The 18897-nt window shown below is 69.0% G+C and carries 19 protein-coding genes; 17 read left to right on the top strand and 2 right to left on the bottom strand.

The window, feature by feature from the left end; translation table 11 throughout:
- Nucleotides 1–30 precede the first annotated feature (30 nt).
- The 14 genes from ABZT03_RS31180 (at nt 31) to ABZT03_RS31115 (ending at nt 13579) form a co-directional block, all read left to right on the top strand.
- The gene (locus tag ABZT03_RS31180) at nt 31–1134 is read left to right on the top strand and encodes a bifunctional lytic transglycosylase/C40 family peptidase (protein WP_356045602.1); all 1104 of its coding nucleotides are present in this window, start codon (nt 31–33) and stop codon (nt 1132–1134) included.
- Nucleotides 1131–1778, top strand: coding sequence for a hypothetical protein (locus tag ABZT03_RS31175; RefSeq protein ID WP_356045600.1), 648 nt, complete (start codon nt 1131–1133; stop codon nt 1776–1778). The genes ABZT03_RS31180 and ABZT03_RS31175 overlap by 4 nt, the downstream gene beginning before the upstream one ends.
- On the top strand, nt 1754–4375 hold the full coding sequence (locus ABZT03_RS31170) for an ATP/GTP-binding protein (protein WP_356045597.1): 2622 nt from the start codon (nt 1754–1756) through the stop codon (nt 4373–4375). The genes ABZT03_RS31175 and ABZT03_RS31170 overlap by 25 nt, the downstream gene beginning before the upstream one ends.
- Nucleotides 4372–5355: a replication-relaxation family protein gene (locus ABZT03_RS31165; protein ID WP_356045595.1), complete on the top strand. Its 984-nt coding sequence runs from the start codon at nt 4372–4374 to the stop codon at nt 5353–5355. Before ABZT03_RS31170 ends, ABZT03_RS31165 begins: the two co-directional genes overlap by 4 nt.
- Nucleotides 5356–5967: 612 nt before the next feature.
- Nucleotides 5968–6576, top strand: a complete 609-nt coding sequence (locus ABZT03_RS31160; RefSeq protein WP_356045593.1) for a hypothetical protein — start codon at nt 5968–5970, stop codon at nt 6574–6576.
- The gene (locus ABZT03_RS31155; RefSeq protein WP_356045592.1) at nt 6570–7493 is read left to right on the top strand and encodes an ATP/GTP-binding protein; all 924 of its coding nucleotides are present in this window, start codon (nt 6570–6572) and stop codon (nt 7491–7493) included. Before ABZT03_RS31160 ends, ABZT03_RS31155 begins: the two co-directional genes overlap by 7 nt.
- Nucleotides 7494–7558: 65 nt before the next feature.
- A complete protein-coding gene (locus ABZT03_RS31150) occupies nt 7559–8203 on the top strand; it encodes an SAF domain-containing protein (RefSeq protein WP_356045648.1) in 645 nt (214 codons plus the stop codon).
- Nucleotides 8203–9030, top strand: a complete 828-nt coding sequence (locus tag ABZT03_RS31145) for a hypothetical protein (RefSeq protein WP_356045591.1) — start codon at nt 8203–8205, stop codon at nt 9028–9030. The genes ABZT03_RS31150 and ABZT03_RS31145 overlap by 1 nt, the downstream gene beginning before the upstream one ends.
- A gap of 130 nt (nt 9031–9160) precedes the next feature.
- Entirely contained in the window at nt 9161–10531 is a 1371-nt protein-coding gene (locus ABZT03_RS31140) for a CpaF/VirB11 family protein (protein ID WP_356045646.1), read from the top strand.
- Nucleotides 10528–11481, top strand: a complete 954-nt coding sequence (locus ABZT03_RS31135) for a type II secretion system F family protein (protein WP_356045589.1) — start codon at nt 10528–10530, stop codon at nt 11479–11481. The genes ABZT03_RS31140 and ABZT03_RS31135 overlap by 4 nt, the downstream gene beginning before the upstream one ends.
- On the top strand, nt 11478–12362 hold the full coding sequence (locus tag ABZT03_RS31130) for a type II secretion system F family protein (RefSeq protein ID WP_356045587.1): 885 nt from the start codon (nt 11478–11480) through the stop codon (nt 12360–12362). The genes ABZT03_RS31135 and ABZT03_RS31130 overlap by 4 nt, the downstream gene beginning before the upstream one ends.
- Nucleotides 12363–12426: 64 nt before the next feature.
- Nucleotides 12427–12642 carry a hypothetical protein gene (locus ABZT03_RS31125; protein ID WP_356045585.1) on the top strand — a complete coding sequence of 72 codons (216 nt, stop codon included), beginning with the start codon at nt 12427–12429 and terminating at the stop codon, nt 12640–12642.
- Nucleotides 12642–13067: a TadE family protein gene (locus ABZT03_RS31120; protein ID WP_356045583.1), complete on the top strand. Its 426-nt coding sequence runs from the start codon at nt 12642–12644 to the stop codon at nt 13065–13067. The genes ABZT03_RS31125 and ABZT03_RS31120 overlap by 1 nt, the downstream gene beginning before the upstream one ends.
- 14 nt (nt 13068–13081) lie before the next feature.
- The gene (locus ABZT03_RS31115) at nt 13082–13579 is read left to right on the top strand and encodes a TadE/TadG family type IV pilus assembly protein (protein ID WP_356045644.1); all 498 of its coding nucleotides are present in this window, start codon (nt 13082–13084) and stop codon (nt 13577–13579) included.
- Nucleotides 13580–13599: 20 nt separating this feature from the next.
- Here the strand turns inward: ABZT03_RS31115 and ABZT03_RS31110 are convergent, their stop codons facing one another.
- Both ABZT03_RS31110 and ABZT03_RS31105 read right to left on the bottom strand, forming a co-directional pair.
- On the bottom strand, nt 13600–13935 hold the full coding sequence (locus ABZT03_RS31110; RefSeq protein ID WP_356045581.1) for a hypothetical protein: 336 nt from the start codon (nt 13933–13935) through the stop codon (nt 13600–13602).
- A gap of 36 nt (nt 13936–13971) precedes the next feature.
- Nucleotides 13972–14505: a DUF4262 domain-containing protein gene (locus ABZT03_RS31105; protein WP_356045580.1), complete on the bottom strand. Its 534-nt coding sequence runs from the start codon at nt 14503–14505 to the stop codon at nt 13972–13974.
- 167 nt (nt 14506–14672) lie between these two features.
- Here ABZT03_RS31105 and ABZT03_RS31100 point away from each other — a divergent pair, with 167 nt between their 5' ends.
- The 3 genes from ABZT03_RS31100 to ABZT03_RS31090 all read left to right on the top strand — a co-directional run.
- Entirely contained in the window at nt 14673–15128 is a 456-nt protein-coding gene (locus ABZT03_RS31100; protein ID WP_356045578.1) for a pilus assembly protein TadG-related protein, read from the top strand.
- Nucleotides 15128–18649 (top strand): hypothetical protein, encoded by a 3522-nt coding sequence (locus ABZT03_RS31095; RefSeq protein WP_356045576.1) that lies wholly within the window; start codon nt 15128–15130, stop codon nt 18647–18649. Before ABZT03_RS31100 ends, ABZT03_RS31095 begins: the two co-directional genes overlap by 1 nt.
- A 111-nt stretch (nt 18650–18760) precedes the next feature.
- A partial coding sequence (locus ABZT03_RS31090; protein WP_356045642.1) for a DUF2637 domain-containing protein occupies nt 18761–18897 on the top strand: 137 nt, incomplete at its 3' end.

Here is an 18897-nt window from a genome sequence, read left to right as displayed (position 1 = left end):
CGCCGCCTGGGGCGGTGGGGATGCGTGGGCGTGCTGCTGCTGTTGTCGGCGGTGTGCTGCGCCGCGCCGGTGTCGAACGCGATCAGTGCCTACGTGGCGCTGCAGGCGAATGCGGGTGACGACGGCGGGATCGCCGACGGCAGCGCGGCGGACATCCCGGTGCGCATGCTCAGCGCCTACAAGAAGGCCGTCCAGCTGGTCGGCCGGCAGGTGCCCAGGTGTAGGGGCATGCGCTGGCCGATCCTCGCCGGAATCGCCAAGGTCGAGTCGAACCACGCCATCGGCCGCACCATCGCCACAGGCGGCGACATCCGCCCGAAGATCTACGGGGTGCTCCTGAGCGGCAGCGGAGCCGGCGGGAACACCACCGCCTTCCCCGACACCGACCACGGCGAGTGGGACGGTACCGCCAGCGGGGAGCGCGCGGTCGGCCCGTTCCAGTTTCTGCCGTCTACCTGGGAGGGCGTCGGGAAGGACGCGAACGGGGACAAGACCGCCGATCCGCACAACGCCGACGACGCCGCGCTCGGCGCCGCGGTCTATCTCTGCGGCGGCGGCCGTGACCTGAACAAGCGGGCGCAGCTGAAGGCCGCGATCTGGCAGTACAACCACTCCCGTGCCTACGTGGCGAACGTGCTGGGGTGGATCGACCAGTACACGGCGGCCGCCAAGGACCCGGACCTCACAAACGTGTCCGGGAAGCTCCACACCGTGATCGAGGCGGCGCTCTCCCAGCGCGGTGTGCCCTACTCGTGGGGCGGCGGCAACGCCGCCGGAACCTCGTTCGGGGTGTGCTGCTCCCCCAGCGGCAAGAGCGGCGCGAGCATCAAGGGCTTCGACTGCTCGGGGCTGACCACGTTCGCCTACGCCACCGCCGGCATCCGCCTGCCGCGTACCGCGGCCGCGCAGGCCGGCGTCGGCAGGCGCATCCCAGCCGCTTTGGGGACCGGCGCGCTCAAGGCTGGCGACCTCGTCTTCTACGCCGACGCTCCCGGATATGACGCCACGATCTATCACGTCGGGATTTATCTCGGCCGCGGGCAGATGGTCAACGCGCCCCGGCCTGGTGCTGTGGTCCGCCTGGATGCGGTCAACGCGATGCCGGGCTATGCGGGAGGGGCCCGCCTGCTGTGACCGCCTCCCCGGCGCGCTCGCCCCACCTGTTGCTGATCGCCACCGTGGTCCTGGTCGTGGCCGGGGTGATGCTGCTGAGGGTGTCGCATGCGCCAAGCGCACCCGCTGCCTCGCCTCCACCGCCCGAGAGCGCCCCCACGGCGCACCCTGCTGCGACCGCTTCAGACGGCGGCATTGCACAGCCCGCGGCGCCCGGGCCAGCTCCGGCCTTCAGCGCGTCGATGCAGCCAGCCGGCGTGTCCGCGCTGCCGCCGCACGGCGAGGGCATGGCCGGCGATGGCGCCATCCAGCAGTCGCTCGATGACGCCTGGCCCGCCGACCTTGCCATCAGCGACGAACACGAGCTTCTCGCGGCCGGCCGGGACCTGCTGCGGGCGGACGCCACCGGGATCGGCCGCGCCAACTGGCCGGCGTTCTTCGGCGACCCGGGCCGGGCGATCGCGCCGGCGTTCGCTACCGCCCGCTTCCGTATCCAGGCTGTCGTTGCCCGCCGGGACGGCCGCCCGGACCGGGCGGTGGTGCACCTGGTGTGGGCGGGCGTGGATCGCGGCGGCAGCTACACCGACCGGCGCATCACCGACTGGTACTTCACCCGTGCACCATCGAAAGGGGCATCCACGTGGACGCCTCAGCCCCGTACCTGACCGACCGGGCCGATCATGTGGCGGCCGGTCCGATCCTGGGTTGGCTGGCCGGCCTGGTCGATGCCGCCGGCTGGCTGATCGCCTACTGGTGGGTGCCTGTGGCGGCCGGCGCCGCGGGCTGGGCCGTGGGCGAGATGGTGGTGCGCCGTCTGGCGCGGAAGGCCTCGGCCGAGCGGATGGCGTTGGAACTTGTGCCGTCGCGGCATTTCAATCCGGGCCTGGAGGAGATCTTCCGCCGCGGGGTCCAGCTTGCCCGCGCCTCGACGAGCATGCCGTGGTGGGCGCCCCGGCGGTCGAAGACGGTGCAGATCCGGCTGCGCGCCGACGGCTCGAGCCCGTTGCGCTACCGGATCGAAGGTCCCGCCGGGGGTGAACGCCTGCTGTCCATCACGCCGTTCGGGCCGGCCGTCACCGTGCAGCGGGCCCGTCCCCTCCTCGACACACCGCGGGAGCACGCGGTGCGGGCGGAGTTCATCCTTCGCGGCAAGCCCACGGCCCCGCTGCGGGAGGTGCCGCTGGAACCGGACCCGCTGCAGCCTTTGATCGACGCAGTCTCCGATCTGCGGGCAGAGCTGGGGGACCTGGCCGAGGTCCGGCTCGACATCCAGCGGGCCCCCAAATGGGCGCTGCGGGCCCGTCGTTTGCAGCTGATGGCGGACGCCCGGCGCAGGGAACGGCGCGAGACCCAGCGGGCGGCCCGGTGGGTGCGGCAGGACGCCACCGGCATGGAGGACTCCATCGCCTGGCAGCTGCAGCAGCTGGTCAGTGGCAAGCAGAGCGCCGGTGGCCGCCGCCTGGTCATGCCGCCCGTCCCCCGCCGGGTGGAGGCTGCGGAGGCTTTGGGCAAGCTCGCCGATGACGACCACCTCGTGCGGGTGCAGCTGCTGGTGATGTGCGCCTCGAACGTGGAAGGCCGCTCCGAGGCCCGGCTCGCCCAGCTGCAGGCTGCGTTCGACGTGTTCGGCGGCGGCTCGCGGTGGGCGATGCGCGGATGGCGGATCGGCCCGTGGCGGCTGGGGGCGGATCGCTGGCCCAGCCGGCGCAGCTTCGAGCGCCGCTGGCGGCTTGGTCAATGCCGGCCGCCCCGCCCCAACTGGGTGCGCCTGGAGGAGTTGACCGGCCTGCTCAAGCCGCCCACGGTGCACTGCCGGCTGCCGCTGCTCGCCGACGACCTGCCGACCTTCGAGTTCGACAACCCCAAACTGCTGCTGCAGGGCATTTATCGCAGCCCCGACGGCCGCCGGCGCCTGGTCGCCAGCTACGCCGAGGAGACCCTGTTCGAGGTCGGCGTGGGCAAGGCGGGCGGTGGCAAGACCGAACGCGCCCTGGCGCAGGCGATCGGCTGGGCTCACTCCGGCGGCGGGCTGATGTTCCTCGACCCGCACCGCGATTCCTGGCCCCGCGCTCTGCCTTTTTTGGCTCACGACGCGCTGATGGAGCGGATCGCGCTCGTGGACCTCAACGCCCACGGTCCCGCCGCGCAGGTGGGTTCATGGAACCCGCTGGGCATGCACCAGGGCCAGGTGGCGCACGAGGTCGTCGAGGCCACCGCGGACGCCTACGTCTCCGCGCTCGGCTGGGACGATGCCAGCACCCCCCGCGCTCTGACCATTCTCACCGCCTCGCTGGCGGTGCTGGTGGCTGTCAACGAAGCCGCCTGCCAGGCCGGGCGGCCCGAGGACCAGGCCACGATCTTCCACATGCGGTCGCTGCTCACCGATCCGGTCTTCCGCGCTGCAGCGCTCGCCGGTGTTCAGGGGCGCCTGGACGAGGAGACCCGCTCCTGGTGGCAGAGGGTGTTCCCCACCCTGCCGCCGGACTCCTTCGCCGTGATCCTCAACCCGATCGCCCGACTCGCCGCCAACCCCATCACCCGCGCCTTCCTCGGCCAGCCCGCCGGCCGCTACAACATCCGCGCCGCCATGGACACCCGCATGATCGTGTGGGTGTGCCCGGGCGGCAACGGACCCACCGACCGGCTGATCACCGCACTGCTCGCCCGTGACCTGCTGCGCGCCGTGCGTTCTCGCCGCGACATCCCCGAAGCCCACCGGGTCCCGTTCCGCCCCTACTTCGACGAGCTGATCACCCTGACCGGAGCAGCCGCGGAAACGATCGCCAGCATGTTCGAGGACTTCCGCAAGTACAAAGTCCACGTCCACGGCATGACCCAGTTGCTGGCACGCCTGCCCCTGCCGGTGCGGCTGTCCCTCATCCAAAACGCGTCCACGCTGGCGTCCACTGCCGGTTCACAGTCCGCCATCGCCCCGATCACTGCGGAATGGGGCGACAACCCCGGCCCCGGCCTCGTCGCCACCCTGGACCGCTTCGAGCACTACATGTCGCTGACCGTCACAGGCCGTCGCGTCGGGCCCGTCCAGATCACCGGCCCGCACCTCGACGAGGTCTTCGCCAACTACGCACGCCCCCGCCAGACGGCAGCGCTGGAGCGCGCCGCCCGCGCCATGGCCGGCGCCGAGCCTCTGAGCCAGCTCACCACCCACGCCGCCGACCAGTTGGACCGTGTGAACCGTTTCCTCGCCCAACTCGCCCCGCCCACCCCGCCGGCCGCACGGCTGCAGAAGGGTTACGAGTGACCATCACCTTCAAAACCGCGTCCTCCGGTCACGCTCCGAGCCCGGTCGAGCCGCTGCCGCATCAACTCCTGGCCGTGCTGGGGCAGCACCGCATGGCGACCACGAACCAGCTCCACATCCTGCTGCGGCCCGCCACTGCGCGGCAGACCGTCTCCACGCCGCTGAACAAGCTGCGCCGTGATGGCCTCGTGGACTACACGGTGCTGCCGGCATCCAATCGCTCTCGCGCCTGGTACCTGACGGGCCAGGGAGCCCGACTGGTCCGGGACTTCCCCGCACTGCGGGGCCGGCCACCGTATCCGATCACCTCGGCCACCGCTGCCTCGCTCAAGACGCCGCACACCCTGACCGTGGTCCGCACTCATCTGGCGTTCGTGACCAATGCCCGCAGGCGTGGTGACGAGCACGGGCACCTGGACTGGACGCCCGAGGTCTGTCATCCGCTCAACGACGGCGAGAAGATCATCGCGGATGCGCTGATGCACTACACGGTCATCGGCGCAGATCAGCGCACGAAGCTCAAGGCGTTCGTCGAGGTCGACCGCACGACCATGAGCAGCGAGCGGCTCGCGTCGAAGCTGATCGAGTACGCGCGGCTGTGGTCCTACCAGCCGCAGCCCATGGGGCGCCAACGCCCGCGGCAGTCGGCCGTTCCCGGCGCGGTCTGGCTGCGCTGGTATCCCGTATATCCCCGGATCCTGTTCGTGCTCACTGGGGCCTCCAAGTACGTGCTGAACAACCGGATCAGCGACCTGCATGGCATGGTCGCCCAACACCCACTCGTAGCCACGCTGGCCCGACAGGTGCCACTCGGCGCCGCGGTTTTGGACGACCTCGAGCTCCACGGGCCCACCGCTCACGTGTGGACGCCTCTGACCGGCGGCAACCCACGCCCCTGGACCCAACTGGGCTCCCACCCACCAACTGCAGGCCCCACCGGCCCAACCAGCCAACTTTCCATCCTTCACCAAAAGCATTGAAGTTTGCTCACGCGAATCGCTACTTTACTTCTGCACACTGTCAGACGCCGTCCCGCACGAGCCCTGCAAACCAGTCCAAGGGCGGCAAGATGCCGTCCCTCACCCACAGGACTTCGGATGCTGCACACCGCCACGCACCCGGCCGTGAACGTCACCGACCACCAACCGGTGGGCCACCGCAGCCGGCGAGACGATCAACTCCCGCCGCTCTCACACATAGCGAAGCAGCGCGGAATCAGAACGTCCGACCCGTTCCAGAGGGGGTAATTCAGCCATGTCACAACTGGCCACTTTGGCGTGGCAACACCCGCAGAGGACGGCCGGATTCGGCGAAAACTGACTCACCATCACACCTCAAGCCAGGACACACCCCCGTACCAGCACCCGCAAGGACAGCGAACTCACCCCACCGACTCGCACCAGATCAGGTCGAAAAGTGACTGGAGTTGACCCAGTGAACGAACAAGGGATCGAAGAGGACGACTGGCATATGCGTAATCTTGCCACTACGCAAACGAATCATTGCAGCTGGAACACACCCCGCGCGGGATCGCAGCACCGCCGGGCCCAGAGCGTCCAGCGTCACGCAGCGCGTTCGCACGGGGAGACAACGTGACACGAGAACACCGCAGCACGGCAAAGCCCACCACTGTTCGCGTCACACCTCGGCGCACTGTATCCACAGCGCTAATTGCCCTTGCCTCGATCGCCACGGCGGCTGCCTGTTCCTCCAGCGATGAACCCAAGGACGACCATTCACCCACTCCCAGCATTACGGCTCCGACGAAAACCGTGTCCGCAGACGAGGCCCAGGCTCGCAAGGCCGTCATCGCCGCATACGAGGGCATGACCGTTGAAGAGGTTAAGGCGTATGCAAAGTCCTCATTCGCCGGCAGCAACATCACCAAGTACGCCACAGGCAATGCACTGCGGGATGCGAAGGACACCGTTTTCGTCAACATGCAGAACGGCATCGTCGTCAGAGGTGAACCCAAGGCGGCGGCCTCGGAGGACGACGTAGAGCTCGATGCCTCCGGTACGCGAGCCATCCTCACCGTGTGCTTCGACTTGAACACGTGGGAGTCAATCAACAAGAAGACCGGCAAGAGCGTAGTCCCGCCCAACCAGATCAAGCGCTACACCATCACTGCTCATCTCCAAAAGCAGTACTCGCGGTGGCTGGTCACCGACGAGAAGGCCGACAAGGAGAAGACATGCTGAGTTGGCGCCTCGTGGCAGGCGCAGTGCTGGCTTCGCTGGTCATCTCGGGGGCAACGGAAGTTGTCGCGTACGCGGGAGGCAAAGTCGTCTGCAACGAAAAAGGCCTGTGCCGTGTTGTAGCGGACGACACCGCCACCACCTCGGGCAAGGGCGGGAGAGGTGAGCATGCCTCGACCGGCGAGACTGCCAAGCCCGCGTGTTACGACGACCGGGTCGGCCACCACCCAGTGCCCTGCAACCTGAAGGACTTCGGCGACTGGGTCAACGGCCGCAACTGCTATTTCAAGCAGGCCGACCCCCAACCACCGTCAGGTGATCCGCGCTGGGAGGGCCATGATCCGGACGACGGCACGGTCTTCGACTCCTACTGCCCCGACAACCCGGAGATGACCTCGCAGTGGTTCGCCCAGCCGCCCGGCGGAGGCGCGGCCGTTGATCCGGAGGTACTGGCTCGGGAGGCTGTGCGGAAGATGCGGCTGCGGGGTCCGGACATCGCCAGCCCGCGGGCGGCGGGGAAGTACACCGTGGGTGTGCCGGTGTGGATGTGGGTCAACCAGAAGGCGACCACATACGGCCCTCAGTCCGCGTCGGCATCCGCCGGCGGTGTGACCGTCACCGCCACGGCCAAGGTCTCTCAGATCGTCTGGCGAATGGGTGACGGCACCACGGTGACGTGCCGCGGGCCAGGGACGGTCTATCGAGCGTCTGTCGGTATGTCGGAGTCCCCGACCTGCGGGCACGTCTACAGCAAGACGTCGGCTGCGGCGCAGGGCGGCAGGTACCAGCTGACCGCGACGTCGACGTGGGCGATCAACTGGGAGGTCACTGCCGGCGGCGGTGGGCAGAACGGCCAGCTCACCCAGACCCAGCAGTCTCAAATGCACGTGACGACGGGCGAAGTTCAGGTCGTCAGGTAGGGCGCCGAAAGGATGAAGCGTTGAGTAAAACGGTAGAACGCACGCCCTCGCCCGCGCTGGGGCAGGTGGCCGCTGCGGTGACTCCACCGCGGGTCTCCGCCCGCCGGCGCCGCCCGGGCGTCATCGCCCTGTCATTGGCTCTGATTGCCGCCGGGGGCGCTGGTGTTGCTGTCCTGCTGCTGCAGGTCGGCGACCGCACCGAGGTGGTCACCGTGGTCCGTGACGTCCAAGTGGGCCAGGTCCTGAGGGAAGGCGATTTAGGCAAGGCGTCCATCGCCCTGGATCCGGCCGTCAAGTCAGTGCGCAGTGACGACTTGGACTCGGTGGTGGGCAAGCGGGCTGCTGTGGAACTGAGGCCCGGCTCTTTGCTCGCACCGTCGCAGGTGACGAGGGACTCGTTGGTGAAGGCCGGTGAGCAGTTGGTGCCGGTCGGTTTGGAGCCCAAGCAGATCCCGGCCACGGCTCTGGTGCCGGGTCAGAGGGTGGAGCTGGTGCATGTCCCGGCTCAGGGTGGGGCGGATGCCGGTAAGACGTCCGAGGCCGTGCCGCAGACGATTGACGGACGCGTCGAGAAGGCCTCGAGCGCTGCGCCTGGTACGGGGGTCGTGGTGGTCGACGTCGCCACGTCTGCCGCGGAGGGCCCGGTGGCCGCGGCTTGGGTGGCGGCCGACGCGCTGCGCTTGGTTCTCGCTGCGCCGGACGGTAGCTGATGGCTGTCATCGCGCTGGCAGGTTGCAGCGGTGCGCCGGGGGTGACCACGAGTGCTCTCGCGTTGCTGCTGTCTTGGCCGTTGGAGGCGGGGCGGCGGATGATCCTGGCGGAGTGCGATCCGGACGGCAGCGCTGTGCTGCACGGGCTGTTGCAGGGCACGCTCGGTGACCGGTACGGACTGCGGAACCTTTCGGTCGCTGCCCGGCAGGGCGCCCTCGGGGACGCATTCTGGCGTCAGTTGATTGACCTGAGCGGCGAGGACGGGAAGAAGGAGTCGCCGCGGGACCGGCTGCTGCTGCCGGGGATCACCGATCCCGCGCAGGCGGCGAGCCTGGGAGCGGTATGGAAGGCGCTGTCGCAGATGTTCCGCGGTATCGACGCTGAACACGGACACGATGTCCTCATCGACCTCGGCCGGCGCGGGGCGTTCGGCCCTTGTGGTGTCCTGGCCGAGCAGGCCGACGCGGTGTTCGTGGTCGTGCGCAACACCCTTCGCTGTCTGCAGGCAGCCGAAGGCCGGGTGCGCGCTCTGCAGGAGCGGGTCGGTGACGTCGGTGTGCTGATGATCAACGAGGGTCCGTATCCCGCAGGTGAAGTGCAGCGCGTGCTTCAGGTGCCAGTGGTGGCGACCCTGCCGTATGCGCCGAGGGACGCGAAGGTGTTGTCCGACGGGGCGGAGCAGCCGCGTCACTTCATCAACTCGGCGCTGATGAAGGCGGCCCGAACGAGCAGCACGCTGCTGGTGCAGCGGGCCGCGGTGCGCCGCGCCCGTCTTGATCCAGGCAGGATGGGTGCTGTGGGAGGGGCGGTGACCCGTGCGCGGTAGGCCTCTGCACACCGAGCCCGTCGTGGCTGCACGGCCCGGCCGCCCGCAGCGGGCGCGGCCGCTTCAGGCGAACGGCGCCCCCGCCTCCGACCTTGCCGGCGGCGTGTCGAGTACGCGCGTGCTGAGCGCGATGGCGCCTCAGGTCACGATCGATTACAAGGTTGCCCGGCACATCGCGGGCCAGGTGGCCAAGCAGCGCGAGGAGCTGCTGAAGACCACGCCCGACATGGATCGGGCGAGCGAGGAGCAGCGCTGTCTGGACTGGATCAATGAGGCGGTCGCCCTGTGGTCGGATGCCCAGGCAATGGCGCCGCAGGAGGACGAAGCCCTGCGCCGCGGTGTCTACGACCTGCTGTTTCGTGCCGGGCGGCTCCAGCCGTATCTGGACGATGACCGGGTTGAGGACATCATCATTCAGGGGCCGAGCGAGGTGTGGCTCGACTACGGCGACGGCCAGCGCCGGATGGTCGGGCCGATCGCGGACTCGGAGGAGGAACTCCTGGAGCTGTTGCGGGAGCTGGCCCGCGATTCCGGGCACAGCGAGCGGACCATCTCCACTGCGAACCCCACCCTCGCCCTGGCTTTGCAGGACGGCTCCCGCTTACAGGCCATCACCGGTCTTGGGCCGATGACCTATGCGGTCATCCGCCGCCACCGGGTCTCCCACGCCGATTTGGACGACCTGGTCCGGCTGGGCACGATCGACGGGGTCCTGCGGGAGTTCCTGGGCGCGTGTGTGCGCGCGGAGAAGAACATCATGATCGCGGGGAAGCAGAAGGCCGGGAAGACGACGCTGCTGCGTGCGTTGCTCAAGGAGTTCGACCCGGAGACGCGGTTTGCCACCATCCAGACCGAGGACGAACTGTTCGCCCACACCAACGGCTATCACCGCCAGGTCGTCTCCTTGGTGGGCCGGGAGTCCAACGGGGAGAAGGACGTCACCGGGCGCGGTGCCGGTGAGGTCACGCTCCTGGATCTGATGCATCCGGCGTTGCGGATGTCGTTGGAGCGGATCGTGGTCGGTGAGGTCCGCGGTCCGGAAGTCGTCGCGATGATGCAGGCGTTGACGAACGGCTCGGGCGGCAATCTGTGCACCATTCACGCCCGCCGTCCGGACATCATCTTCGACCGGATCGCCGAGCTGTATGCGCTCGCCCAGGACAACTTGTCCGAGCAGCTGGCCTACCGGCAGACGGCGAACGGTCTGGATTTCATCGTGTACGTCGACATGACGGACGAGACGCAGATCGGCGGCCGCCGCCACCGCTACGTCTCCCACGTTCTGGAACTGACCGGGATCGGCGAGTCGGGCCGTCCCGCCACCAACGAAGTCTTTTCCCCCGGTGCCGAGTTCGGTGAGCTGCGGGCGGTGCCGCGGATGGATCCGGGCTGCATCGATGACCTGCGCCGCGTCGGTTTCGACTCCGCCCTGCTGCGGCAGCCCTACGGGGCCTGGCAGGCGCCGCTGCCATTGAAGGTGGGAGCGGGGGTGCGCCGATGATCCTGTTATGGGGGCTGCTCAGTGGCATGGCCGTCATCGGCGGGCTGATGGGTGTCGTCGCGGGTCTTGTGGGCACCACGGCGCCGCGCGGGGCAGCGCTGCGGCAGCGGTGGCATGCCGTGCGTGCTGGGAAGGAGCAGAGCCAGGACGTGCGGCTACGCCGGCGCACCCTCACCGTCGCGGCGGTCGTGGTTTTCGCGGGCGTGTGGCTTATTTCGGGGAATTTCGTGGGCGGCGCGCTGCTGGGTGCGGCCGTCGTCGGCGTGCCCTGGCTGATCACTCCCGCGCACATGGCGCAGGAACGCATCGGCCAGCTGGAGGGTTTGAGCGAGTGGACGCAGCGGCTGGCCGGCCTGCTCCGCCTCGGCATGGGCCTGGAACAGGCGATGATCACCAGCCGTCAGGGGGCGCCCGAAGAGCTCGCCGGGCAGATCATCAACCTGTCCGACCGGCTGCGCCTGGGGTGGCGCCCGGAGGCAGCGCTGCGCGCGTTCGCCGAGGAGCTCGACGACGTCACCGCGGACAAGGTGATCGCCGCGCTCATCCTGTCTGCGGGCGACCGCGGTCCCGGCCTGGCCCAGGCGCTGGAGGATCTCGCGGGAACCGTCCGTGACGAGGTAGCCCGCAAACGGTCGATCGAGGCCGACCGGGCCAAGCCGCGGACCACGGTGCGGTGGATGACCATCATGACCGTGGGTGTGGTGGTGGCCGGGTTCTTCGTGCCGTCCTACACGAAGCCGTACTCGACCCTTCTGGGGCAGTTGGTGCTCGCGTTCCTGACGGCCGGCTTCATCGGGGTCCTCGCCTTGATGCGGCAGCTGGGTTCCTTCCGCCGCATCCCCCGCTTCTTGATCTCTGACCCGTCCAGCACGGTCCGCCTGCCTGCCGTGCCCGTGAGGGAGCCGGACGTCCCGGTCGCCGGCCGTGAGCCGGAAGGAGTCAGCTCGTGAACCTTCTTCCCGTCGTGGCAAGCGGTGGCACGATCGGTGCCGGCCTGGCCATGCTGGTGCGTGAACTCCTTTCCCCGCAGCCCGCCTTGGGGGCCGCTCTCGCGCGCAGCGCCCCGGCCGGCCTGACCATGCCTGAGCCGGAACTGGACCGTGAGGAGCGGTGGGGCCGGTGGCTGCTGGCCCGCCTCGAGCGTCTGCCCGGTGTCCGGATCCCCACCACCGACCTGGCCCTGCTCGGACAGGGTCCGGGCCAGTTCATGCTGAAGAAGACGACACTGGCCGCTTGCGGCCTGCTCTGCCCGGTCATCGCGACGATCCCGTGGATCATCGCGGGCGTCTCCCTGCCGTTCTACGTACCTGGCGGTGTCGGAGTCCTCATCGCGGGGCTGCTGTTCATCACCCCGGATCTCGCGGTGCGGGACCAGGCCAACCGGGCGCGGGAGGAGTTCGCCCACGCCCTGTCCGCCTATCTCGACCTGGTCGCGCTAAAGCGGGCTGCCGACGCCGGCCCCGCGGAAGCATTGGAGAAGGCCGCCGTAGTCGGCGACGGCTGGCCCTTTTTGTATCTGCAGGGGGCTTTGCGCCGGGCCCGTATGGAGAAGATTCCGCCCTACCAGGCGCTGACAGACCTCGCTGATGAGTATGACCTTCCGGTGCTTACCGACGTCGCCGACATCATGCGCGGCTCGGCCACCGACGGCGCCGCCGTCTACAAGGCGCTGCGGGCCCGCACGAGCGCCCTCAATGCCGAACTGCTTGCCGATCAGGCCGCGGAGGCGAATACCGCCAGCGAGAAAATGACCGCTCCGGGCGCCCTGCTCGCCGTTCTGGTCATGCTCCTGATGGCCTTTCCCGCGGTCATCCGCATGCTCACCGTCTAGACCATCTCAACCCGCTCAACCGTAAGCCGCTGAACCGTGAACCGCTGAAGGAGGAGTACAGATCATGCAACACACCGCGGCCCGTACCTACCGTGCGGTGCACTGGCTGACCACTCGCCTGCAGGAAAGCCTTCAGGAGGCCCAGCGCCGGCCCGAGCGCGGGGATATCAGCACCACCACCGTCATCATCTGGGTGGCCGCCGTCACCGGCGCCGTCCTGATCGCCGGGACCATCGCCATTGTGATCGGCAAGTACAACGGCAAGCTCAGCGGCCTGTGATGGCTTCCACCAAACAGCTTCAGGACTGGTGGCAGGGGCGACGGTGGCGCGAGGACCGCGGCGACACGTCCGTCCAGATGGCGATCGTCTTCCCGTTCGTACTGCTCGCCACCCTCGCCGTCATCCAGGCCTCCATGTGGTACTTCGCACGGCAGATCGCGCTGACCGCTGCCCGCGAGGGAGCCACGGCCGCCCGCTCCTACCAGGCAGACCCGGCCGACGGCGCCGCCCAGGCACGGGGCGTGCTGGAGCGCACCGCGGGCGACAGCCTGCGCGATTACCGCGTATCCGCCGACAGCAACGGCCAGCGGGTACGGGTAGAGGTCACCGGCGATGCGATCTCGCTGATTCCAGGCATCTTGGGCCTGCAGGTTTCGCAGTCCGCGTCCGGGCCGGTGGAGCGCTGGACGGTCCCGGGAGAATGAACACCATCCGCATCATGGCCCACTGGGCTCGCAGGCTCCGCAGCGATGAAGGCAGTACCGCGATCGAAGCCGCCATCATCCTCCCGTCGCTGATCATGTTTTTGTGTCTGGCGATCGCCGGTGGCCGGCTCGTCACGTCAGGAGCGAAGATCGACTCTGCTGCCCAGGACGCAGCCCGGGAAGCCTCCATCCACCGCACCGCCGCCTCCGCACAGAGCGCCGCCCAGGCGGCGGCCGCCGAATCCCTGAACGATCAGGGCATCACGTGCGCGTCGACATCCGTCCGGATTGATACCGGCGGCCTGAGCGTGCCGGTCGGGCAGGTCGGCACAGTCACCGCGACCGTGACCTGCACAGTCAACCTCTCAGACCTGCTCCTGCCCGGTGTACCCGGAGCCCGGACGCTCACGTCGACGGCTACCTCGGTGGTGGACCAATACCGGCAGAGAGCCCTTGGGTTCGCGCACGTGCCGTGGAGTCGTGCAAGCCGAAGGGCGGGTGGTGAGCCGTGAGCACACAAGGAGGCTCGGATTCACGCTCCATGCCTCACGCGTGCTCGGGCTCGTGCCTGGCAGATTGCTCGTGCTGTGAGCCAGACGGTTTCGAATTCTTCGGCGGTGAGGTCCTGCGGCTCGTGCGGATCCCACTCATGCACAGGAGTCTCGGCCGTGGCGCCGAACGTGCCTTCGTAGTCCGCGAGGGTTCCGGCCTCCTGGGCGACTTCCCATTCGGTCGACGCGGCCGCGACGACGGGTTTCTCGAGTGGTCCGTGCAGTTCCACCTGGCGGGTGACCTGGCCATCGGCGTCGGCCTCGAAGTAGTACCAGAGGTCTTCGTCGGCCCAGTAGCTGCGAAACCAGCGCGTCATGACGTCATTGTCCGCGACGGCGCAGCGGTCGTCTCTTCACAGGTCCTGCGTCCAAATTCCGGCGGGGTGTTCGTCGGGACACAGCGCCAGCCGGGGCTGGCTGTCCAGGAGGTCTTCTCCGCCGGGCTGCCAGGGGAAGACTCCGTCACGGTTGGGCCAGACGGCCTGAAGGAACGGGAACGGCGGCTTGCGGTAGTAGCCGATCGCAGTGCCGAAGAACGCCTTGTACCAGCGGTAGTCCACACGCTTGAGGACGATCGGGACGTCCGCAAGATCGTGCAGTTCCTGGTCGGCTTCCAGGAGTCGGCCCTCGACAGCCTGCCGAGCGAGGTCGTTGAGGAGGGTCTGCATCCGCGAGATGTCCAGGCCGAACATCGCCAGCTCGGGTATCCGGTGCTGGTGCCACAGGCCGATGGTGTAGGCCCAGCCAGGTCCCAGGTCGTCGGCGGGGATCATCATGACCTGCCAGCCGTGCCGATGGATGGTGTCGACGCTCGCCTGAGTGCGGGAATCCAGTTCGTTGAGGTCCTGGCAGACGACACAGTGGCAGGCGGTAGGAACGGCGGGCATGGCCGTGAGACTACGGCAGCAGCCGACCGGCCCGGCGCCTGGCGAGACGAGTCTTGGTCGCCTCGGCGGCATGCAACCAGTAAGGCCAAGATGATCGGCAAGGTCGATGCCGTAGAGCCGGGCGTGGCCCCTTTCTGCCGCCCTGCCGTGTGCGACGGGGGCATCCGATGATCTTGCGGCAGCGGACGGGGCGGTGGTCGGCTCGGTGTGACGATCGTGGGGGTGTCACCGTGTTCGTCGCGGTGTGCGTCTTCGCGCTGATCGGCATCATCGGCGTCGCCGTCGACGGCGGCAGCACCATGCGCGCCATCGAGCGGGCCGACTACATCGCCGGCGAAGCAGCGCGGGCCGGCGGGCAGGCCATCGACCCCGCCGAGGCCATCAACGGCACCGCGATCGTCGTGGACCCGCAGGCCGCGCAGGCCGCCGCCCAGGCCTACCTGCGCTCGGCCGGCGCCACCGGCACGGTCAGCGTGTCCAGCGACGGCAAAACCCTCACCGTCCACGTCACCGGCACCTACGACACGAAGTTTCTGTCGGCGGTCGGGATCGGCTCGTTGTCAGTAACCGGCCAGGCCGCAGCCAGCCTTCTGCATGGCGTCACCGCTCCCGAAGGAACCTGATGCGCACCCCCCACTCCCCCGCCGCAGCGGTGGGCCGCACCCTGGCCCGTGTTCTCAGGGCCAGCTTGAGCCTGCTCGTCCTGGTGGCCGTGATCGTGGGGCTTCCGTTGCTGTTGGCCTGGGTCACCCCCGTCATCTGGGCTTCCACCCACGACGACCTCACGCATCTGCTGGACCGGCAGGACACCGGCGGGACGTTTCTGCTGCTGCTCGCCTGCGTGGGCTGGATCGGATGGGCTCAGTTCAGCTACTGCGCGATTCGCGAACTGTTCGCGCAGCTGCGGGGCAGGAACTGGCATGCCCCGCGAGGAATGGGTGCCTCGCATCGCGCTGCCGCACTGTTGATCGGCAGCATCCTGGTGTTGCTGCCGACGAGTTCGGCGCTGGCCTCCGATGCCCAGGCCGCACCGGCCACGGCCCCCAGCATTCCCGGCCAGGAGGCTGGGGCCGCGCATGGCGGCGACGCCGATCATGCCTCCCCGTCCTCCACCGCGAGCACGCCGGCATCCCCCGCCCCCTACACGGTGCGCGAGGTGCGGCCGGCGCAGAGCCTGTGGGGCATCGCCGAGCGGGAACTGGGCGACGGCCAGCGATGGCGCCAGATCGCGGAACTGAACGAGGGCCGGACCATGCCCGACGGGCAAATCTTTCACGCCAACAGCTTTCTGCAGCCCGGCTGGCAGTTGGAGATGCCCTACACCGACGCCGGCACTGGTGGCGTCCGTACACAGCTAGGAGACGGCCGTACGGCCTCTGCCGGGGAGAGCGAGCACGCCCTCACCGTCCACTCGGGCGACTACCTGTCGAAGATCGCGGAGAACGAACTCGGCGACGGCGGCAAGTGGCCCGAGCTGTTCGCGGCCAGCGAGGGCAAGCCACAACCGCACGGCCTGCCCGCCATCACCGACCCCAACGTGATCTACGCAGGACAGCAGGTCACGGTACCGGGCGCTCCGCCTGACCAGCAGACGACACCGCGAAACAGCGGCAACAACGCCGACAGCAGCGACAGCAGCGACAGCAGCGACAGCAGCGACAGCAGCGACAGCAGCGACAGCAGCAAGGCAGACAAGCAGGGGACCACTCCCCCGGCTACTCAGGCACCGGACGGTGGCCGGCAGCCGGGCGATGACACCAGCAACGGACAGGCGCCCGCGCCGGGCCAGCGCACGACGCCCGCGCCCGCGCCGACGTCGTCAACTCCCCGCGCACCGAGCAGCCGTCCCGCCGAGCAACCCAACCTAGAGAGTTCTCCTTCCGCTCCTGCTTCCGCGGCGCCGCAGCCCAGCACCAGCCCTTCCTCCTCGGCTGCCTCGCCGTCGGCGTCGGCCGAACAGAACGGCAGCGCTTCCTCCCCTGCGGCCACGGCGTCCCAGACGCCGGCTCCGACGCCGGCCGACAGTCCGCTGGTACGGCGTACTGTTCTGGGCGCCGGCGCGCTGCTGGCCGCCGCCATCACCAGCGCCCTCGCCCTGCGACGGACGCTGCAGCGACGCCGCCGCAAGCCGGGCGAAAAGATCGCCATCGCGCCGGAGACTTCCCCGGCAGAGGCGAAGCTGGCGGCGGCCGCCGAACCGGGCGGTGCCGCCCGTCTGGACACGGTTTTGAGGACCCTGGCCCGCGAAGTGGCCCAACGGGATGACGCTGCGGCTTTGCCGACGCTGAGGGCCGCACGGATCGGTGCCCGCACCGTTGAGGTGCTGCCCGACGACCTGGTCCAGGAACCGCCGGCACCCTTCGTGGCCGGCAAGGCCGGTTGGTGGGTGCTGGACTCCGGCGCCGTCGTCCTGGACGAGGAGACCGCCGGCAAAGTGCCGGCGCCGTATCCGGGGCTGGTCACCATCGGCCACACCACTGCCGGTGACCTGCTGCTGCTCAACCTCCCCCGGACGCCCGCCGTACTGCTGGACGGCAATCCGGTCCACATCACCGAGGTGTGCACCTCGCTCGCCCTGGAACTGGGGATGAGCCCGTGGGCAAGCGACGTCGAAGTGGTGACGATCGGGTTCGGCGACGAGCTGCCGCACCTGCTGCCCACCGCCCGGATCGCCCACATGCGCCACGCCACCCATGCGCTGCGCGACCTGAGCGAGCGACTGCTGGAGGCCCACCAGATGCCCGAAACCAGTCACCAACCCTACGTACTGCTGTGCGCATCGTCCCTGGACCCGGACACCGCCTGGGAGTTCGCAGAGGCCATCGACAAGGCCGGCACGCTTCCCGTCACCCTCATCGCCCCGGCACCTACCGCCGCCGCGCACTTCCCCGAGGCGGAGATCCTCAACGCCTCACTCAGCACCCCGCAGCCACTCGACTCCACCGGCACCCACATCACAGTGCAGCGCCTGGAGCACGCCGCATACCTGCAGATCACCACCGCCCTGAAGGTATCCGCGCAGTCGGCTCACCCCGCTGACGGCCCGTGGCAGGACGTCCCACAAGAACCCGGCAGCCTGCAACCCCAGCCCCAGCCCCAGGAGCCAGCCGCGCCCGCGGCCGATACCGGCATAAGCCCTTCGGCCACGGAGGCCGCAGACGTCAACGGCAACGTCTTCCCGGCCCTGCTCGCCGCCACCACCGACCCGACCGGACTTCCCCTCCTGCCCATCCCACCGGCGCCCCAGGCCGAGGAAAACCAGGCCACGGGTGACCAGACGCCGGTGGCCACGGCCCAAGGGGCGCCGGCAGCCGAGGACACTGACGCCGAGAACGCCGCCGAAGAACGCCAGGCCGTGGTGGTGGAGGCGGTTGAGGGCGCGGCACACGACCCGCATGCGCCGGAGATCCGGGTTCTCGGCCCGGTCGAAGTCACGGGAGTGGACAGCACCGGCCACGGCCCGCGGATGGCGCAACTCGCTGCTTTGCTGTTCTTCCGCCCCGGGCGAAGCGCGGACGCCGTCTGCACGGACATGGACCCCGTCAGTCCCTGGGAGTTCAGCACCCTCAACGCCCGGATGCAAGGCCTGCGCCGTTCCCTCGGCAGCGATCCGGCCGGCAACCCCTACGTGCCGCGCCGCAAATCCGGCGAAGACCCCTACAGGCTCTCCCCCGCAGTGCGATGCGACTGGAGCCGCTTCCTCCAACTCGTCGAACACGCACTGCCTCAGGGCCCGTCTGGTCTTCCTGATTTGGAGGAGGCGCTGACCCTGGTCCGCGGCAAGCCGTTCGGGGGCTCGCCGCTGCCCTGGGCCCTGCCCCACCAGCAGGAGATGATCACGCGGATCATCGACGTGGCGCACACCGTCGCGACCTACCGCACCGCCGACGGACCAGGTCACGACCTCAACGCCGCCCGCCGCGCCATCGTGACCGGTCTTGATGTCGACCACACCGCTGAACTCCTCTACCGCGACTGGCTGCGGATTGAAAGTGCGGCCGGGAACCGGCAAGGGCTGCATACCGCCATCACTCGCGTCCAGCAGGTCAACCGGGCACTGGACTGCTCCTTGGAGACGGAAACCGAACAGCTCATCCAGGCACTACTGGACGGCTCGGGCAGCCCAGCGCGCAAGGTCCGGTAGCCGGATGAGCACAGAGACCCCCACAGCCCCGCGACTCCCGGCGCACCCCCGGGTGCACGTCTGCAGCCGAACAGCCACATCACTCCACAACCAAGCAGGAAGGGGGTACAGGTGGCCGCGCCAATGCAGCTGACTCGGATGCACCGCATTCTGATCGGCGTGGTCGTGGCCGGCGCGGTCGTCATCGCCGGTATCGGCTTCGCGGGTTCGTACGCGGCGGTCCGCGAGCTGGCCCTGAAGAAGGGCTT

Origin of the sequence: Streptomyces sp. NPDC005574, from assembly GCF_040605435.1 — a bacterium.
In the GTDB taxonomy this organism is placed as follows: Bacteria; Actinomycetota; Actinomycetes; order Streptomycetales; family Streptomycetaceae; genus Streptomyces.
This window is presented reverse-complemented; position numbering and strand designations above follow the sequence as displayed.

Coding starts and splice junctions, on each gene's coding strand:
- ABZT03_RS31155 (WP_356045592.1), top strand. CDS start 6,570: ATGCTGAGTTGGCGCCTCGTGGCAGGCGCAGTGCTGGCTTCGCTGGTC.
- ABZT03_RS31135 (WP_356045589.1), top strand. CDS start 10,528: ATGATCCTGTTATGGGGGCTGCTCAGTGGCATGGCCGTCATCGGCGGG.
- ABZT03_RS31115 (WP_356045644.1), top strand. CDS start 13,082: ATGGCCCACTGGGCTCGCAGGCTCCGCAGCGATGAAGGCAGTACCGCG.
- ABZT03_RS31120 (WP_356045583.1), top strand. CDS start 12,642: ATGGCTTCCACCAAACAGCTTCAGGACTGGTGGCAGGGGCGACGGTGG.
- ABZT03_RS31095 (WP_356045576.1), top strand. CDS start 15,128: ATGCGCACCCCCCACTCCCCCGCCGCAGCGGTGGGCCGCACCCTGGCC.
- ABZT03_RS31140 (WP_356045646.1), top strand. CDS start 9,161: ATGGCGCCTCAGGTCACGATCGATTACAAGGTTGCCCGGCACATCGCG.
- ABZT03_RS31145 (WP_356045591.1), top strand. CDS start 8,203: ATGGCTGTCATCGCGCTGGCAGGTTGCAGCGGTGCGCCGGGGGTGACC.
- ABZT03_RS31100 (WP_356045578.1), top strand. CDS start 14,673: ATGATCTTGCGGCAGCGGACGGGGCGGTGGTCGGCTCGGTGTGACGAT.
- ABZT03_RS31105 (WP_356045580.1), bottom strand. CDS start 14,505: ATGCCCGCCGTTCCTACCGCCTGCCACTGTGTCGTCTGCCAGGACCTC.
- ABZT03_RS31125 (WP_356045585.1), top strand. CDS start 12,427: ATGCAACACACCGCGGCCCGTACCTACCGTGCGGTGCACTGGCTGACC.
- ABZT03_RS31110 (WP_356045581.1), bottom strand. CDS start 13,935: ATGACGCGCTGGTTTCGCAGCTACTGGGCCGACGAAGACCTCTGGTAC.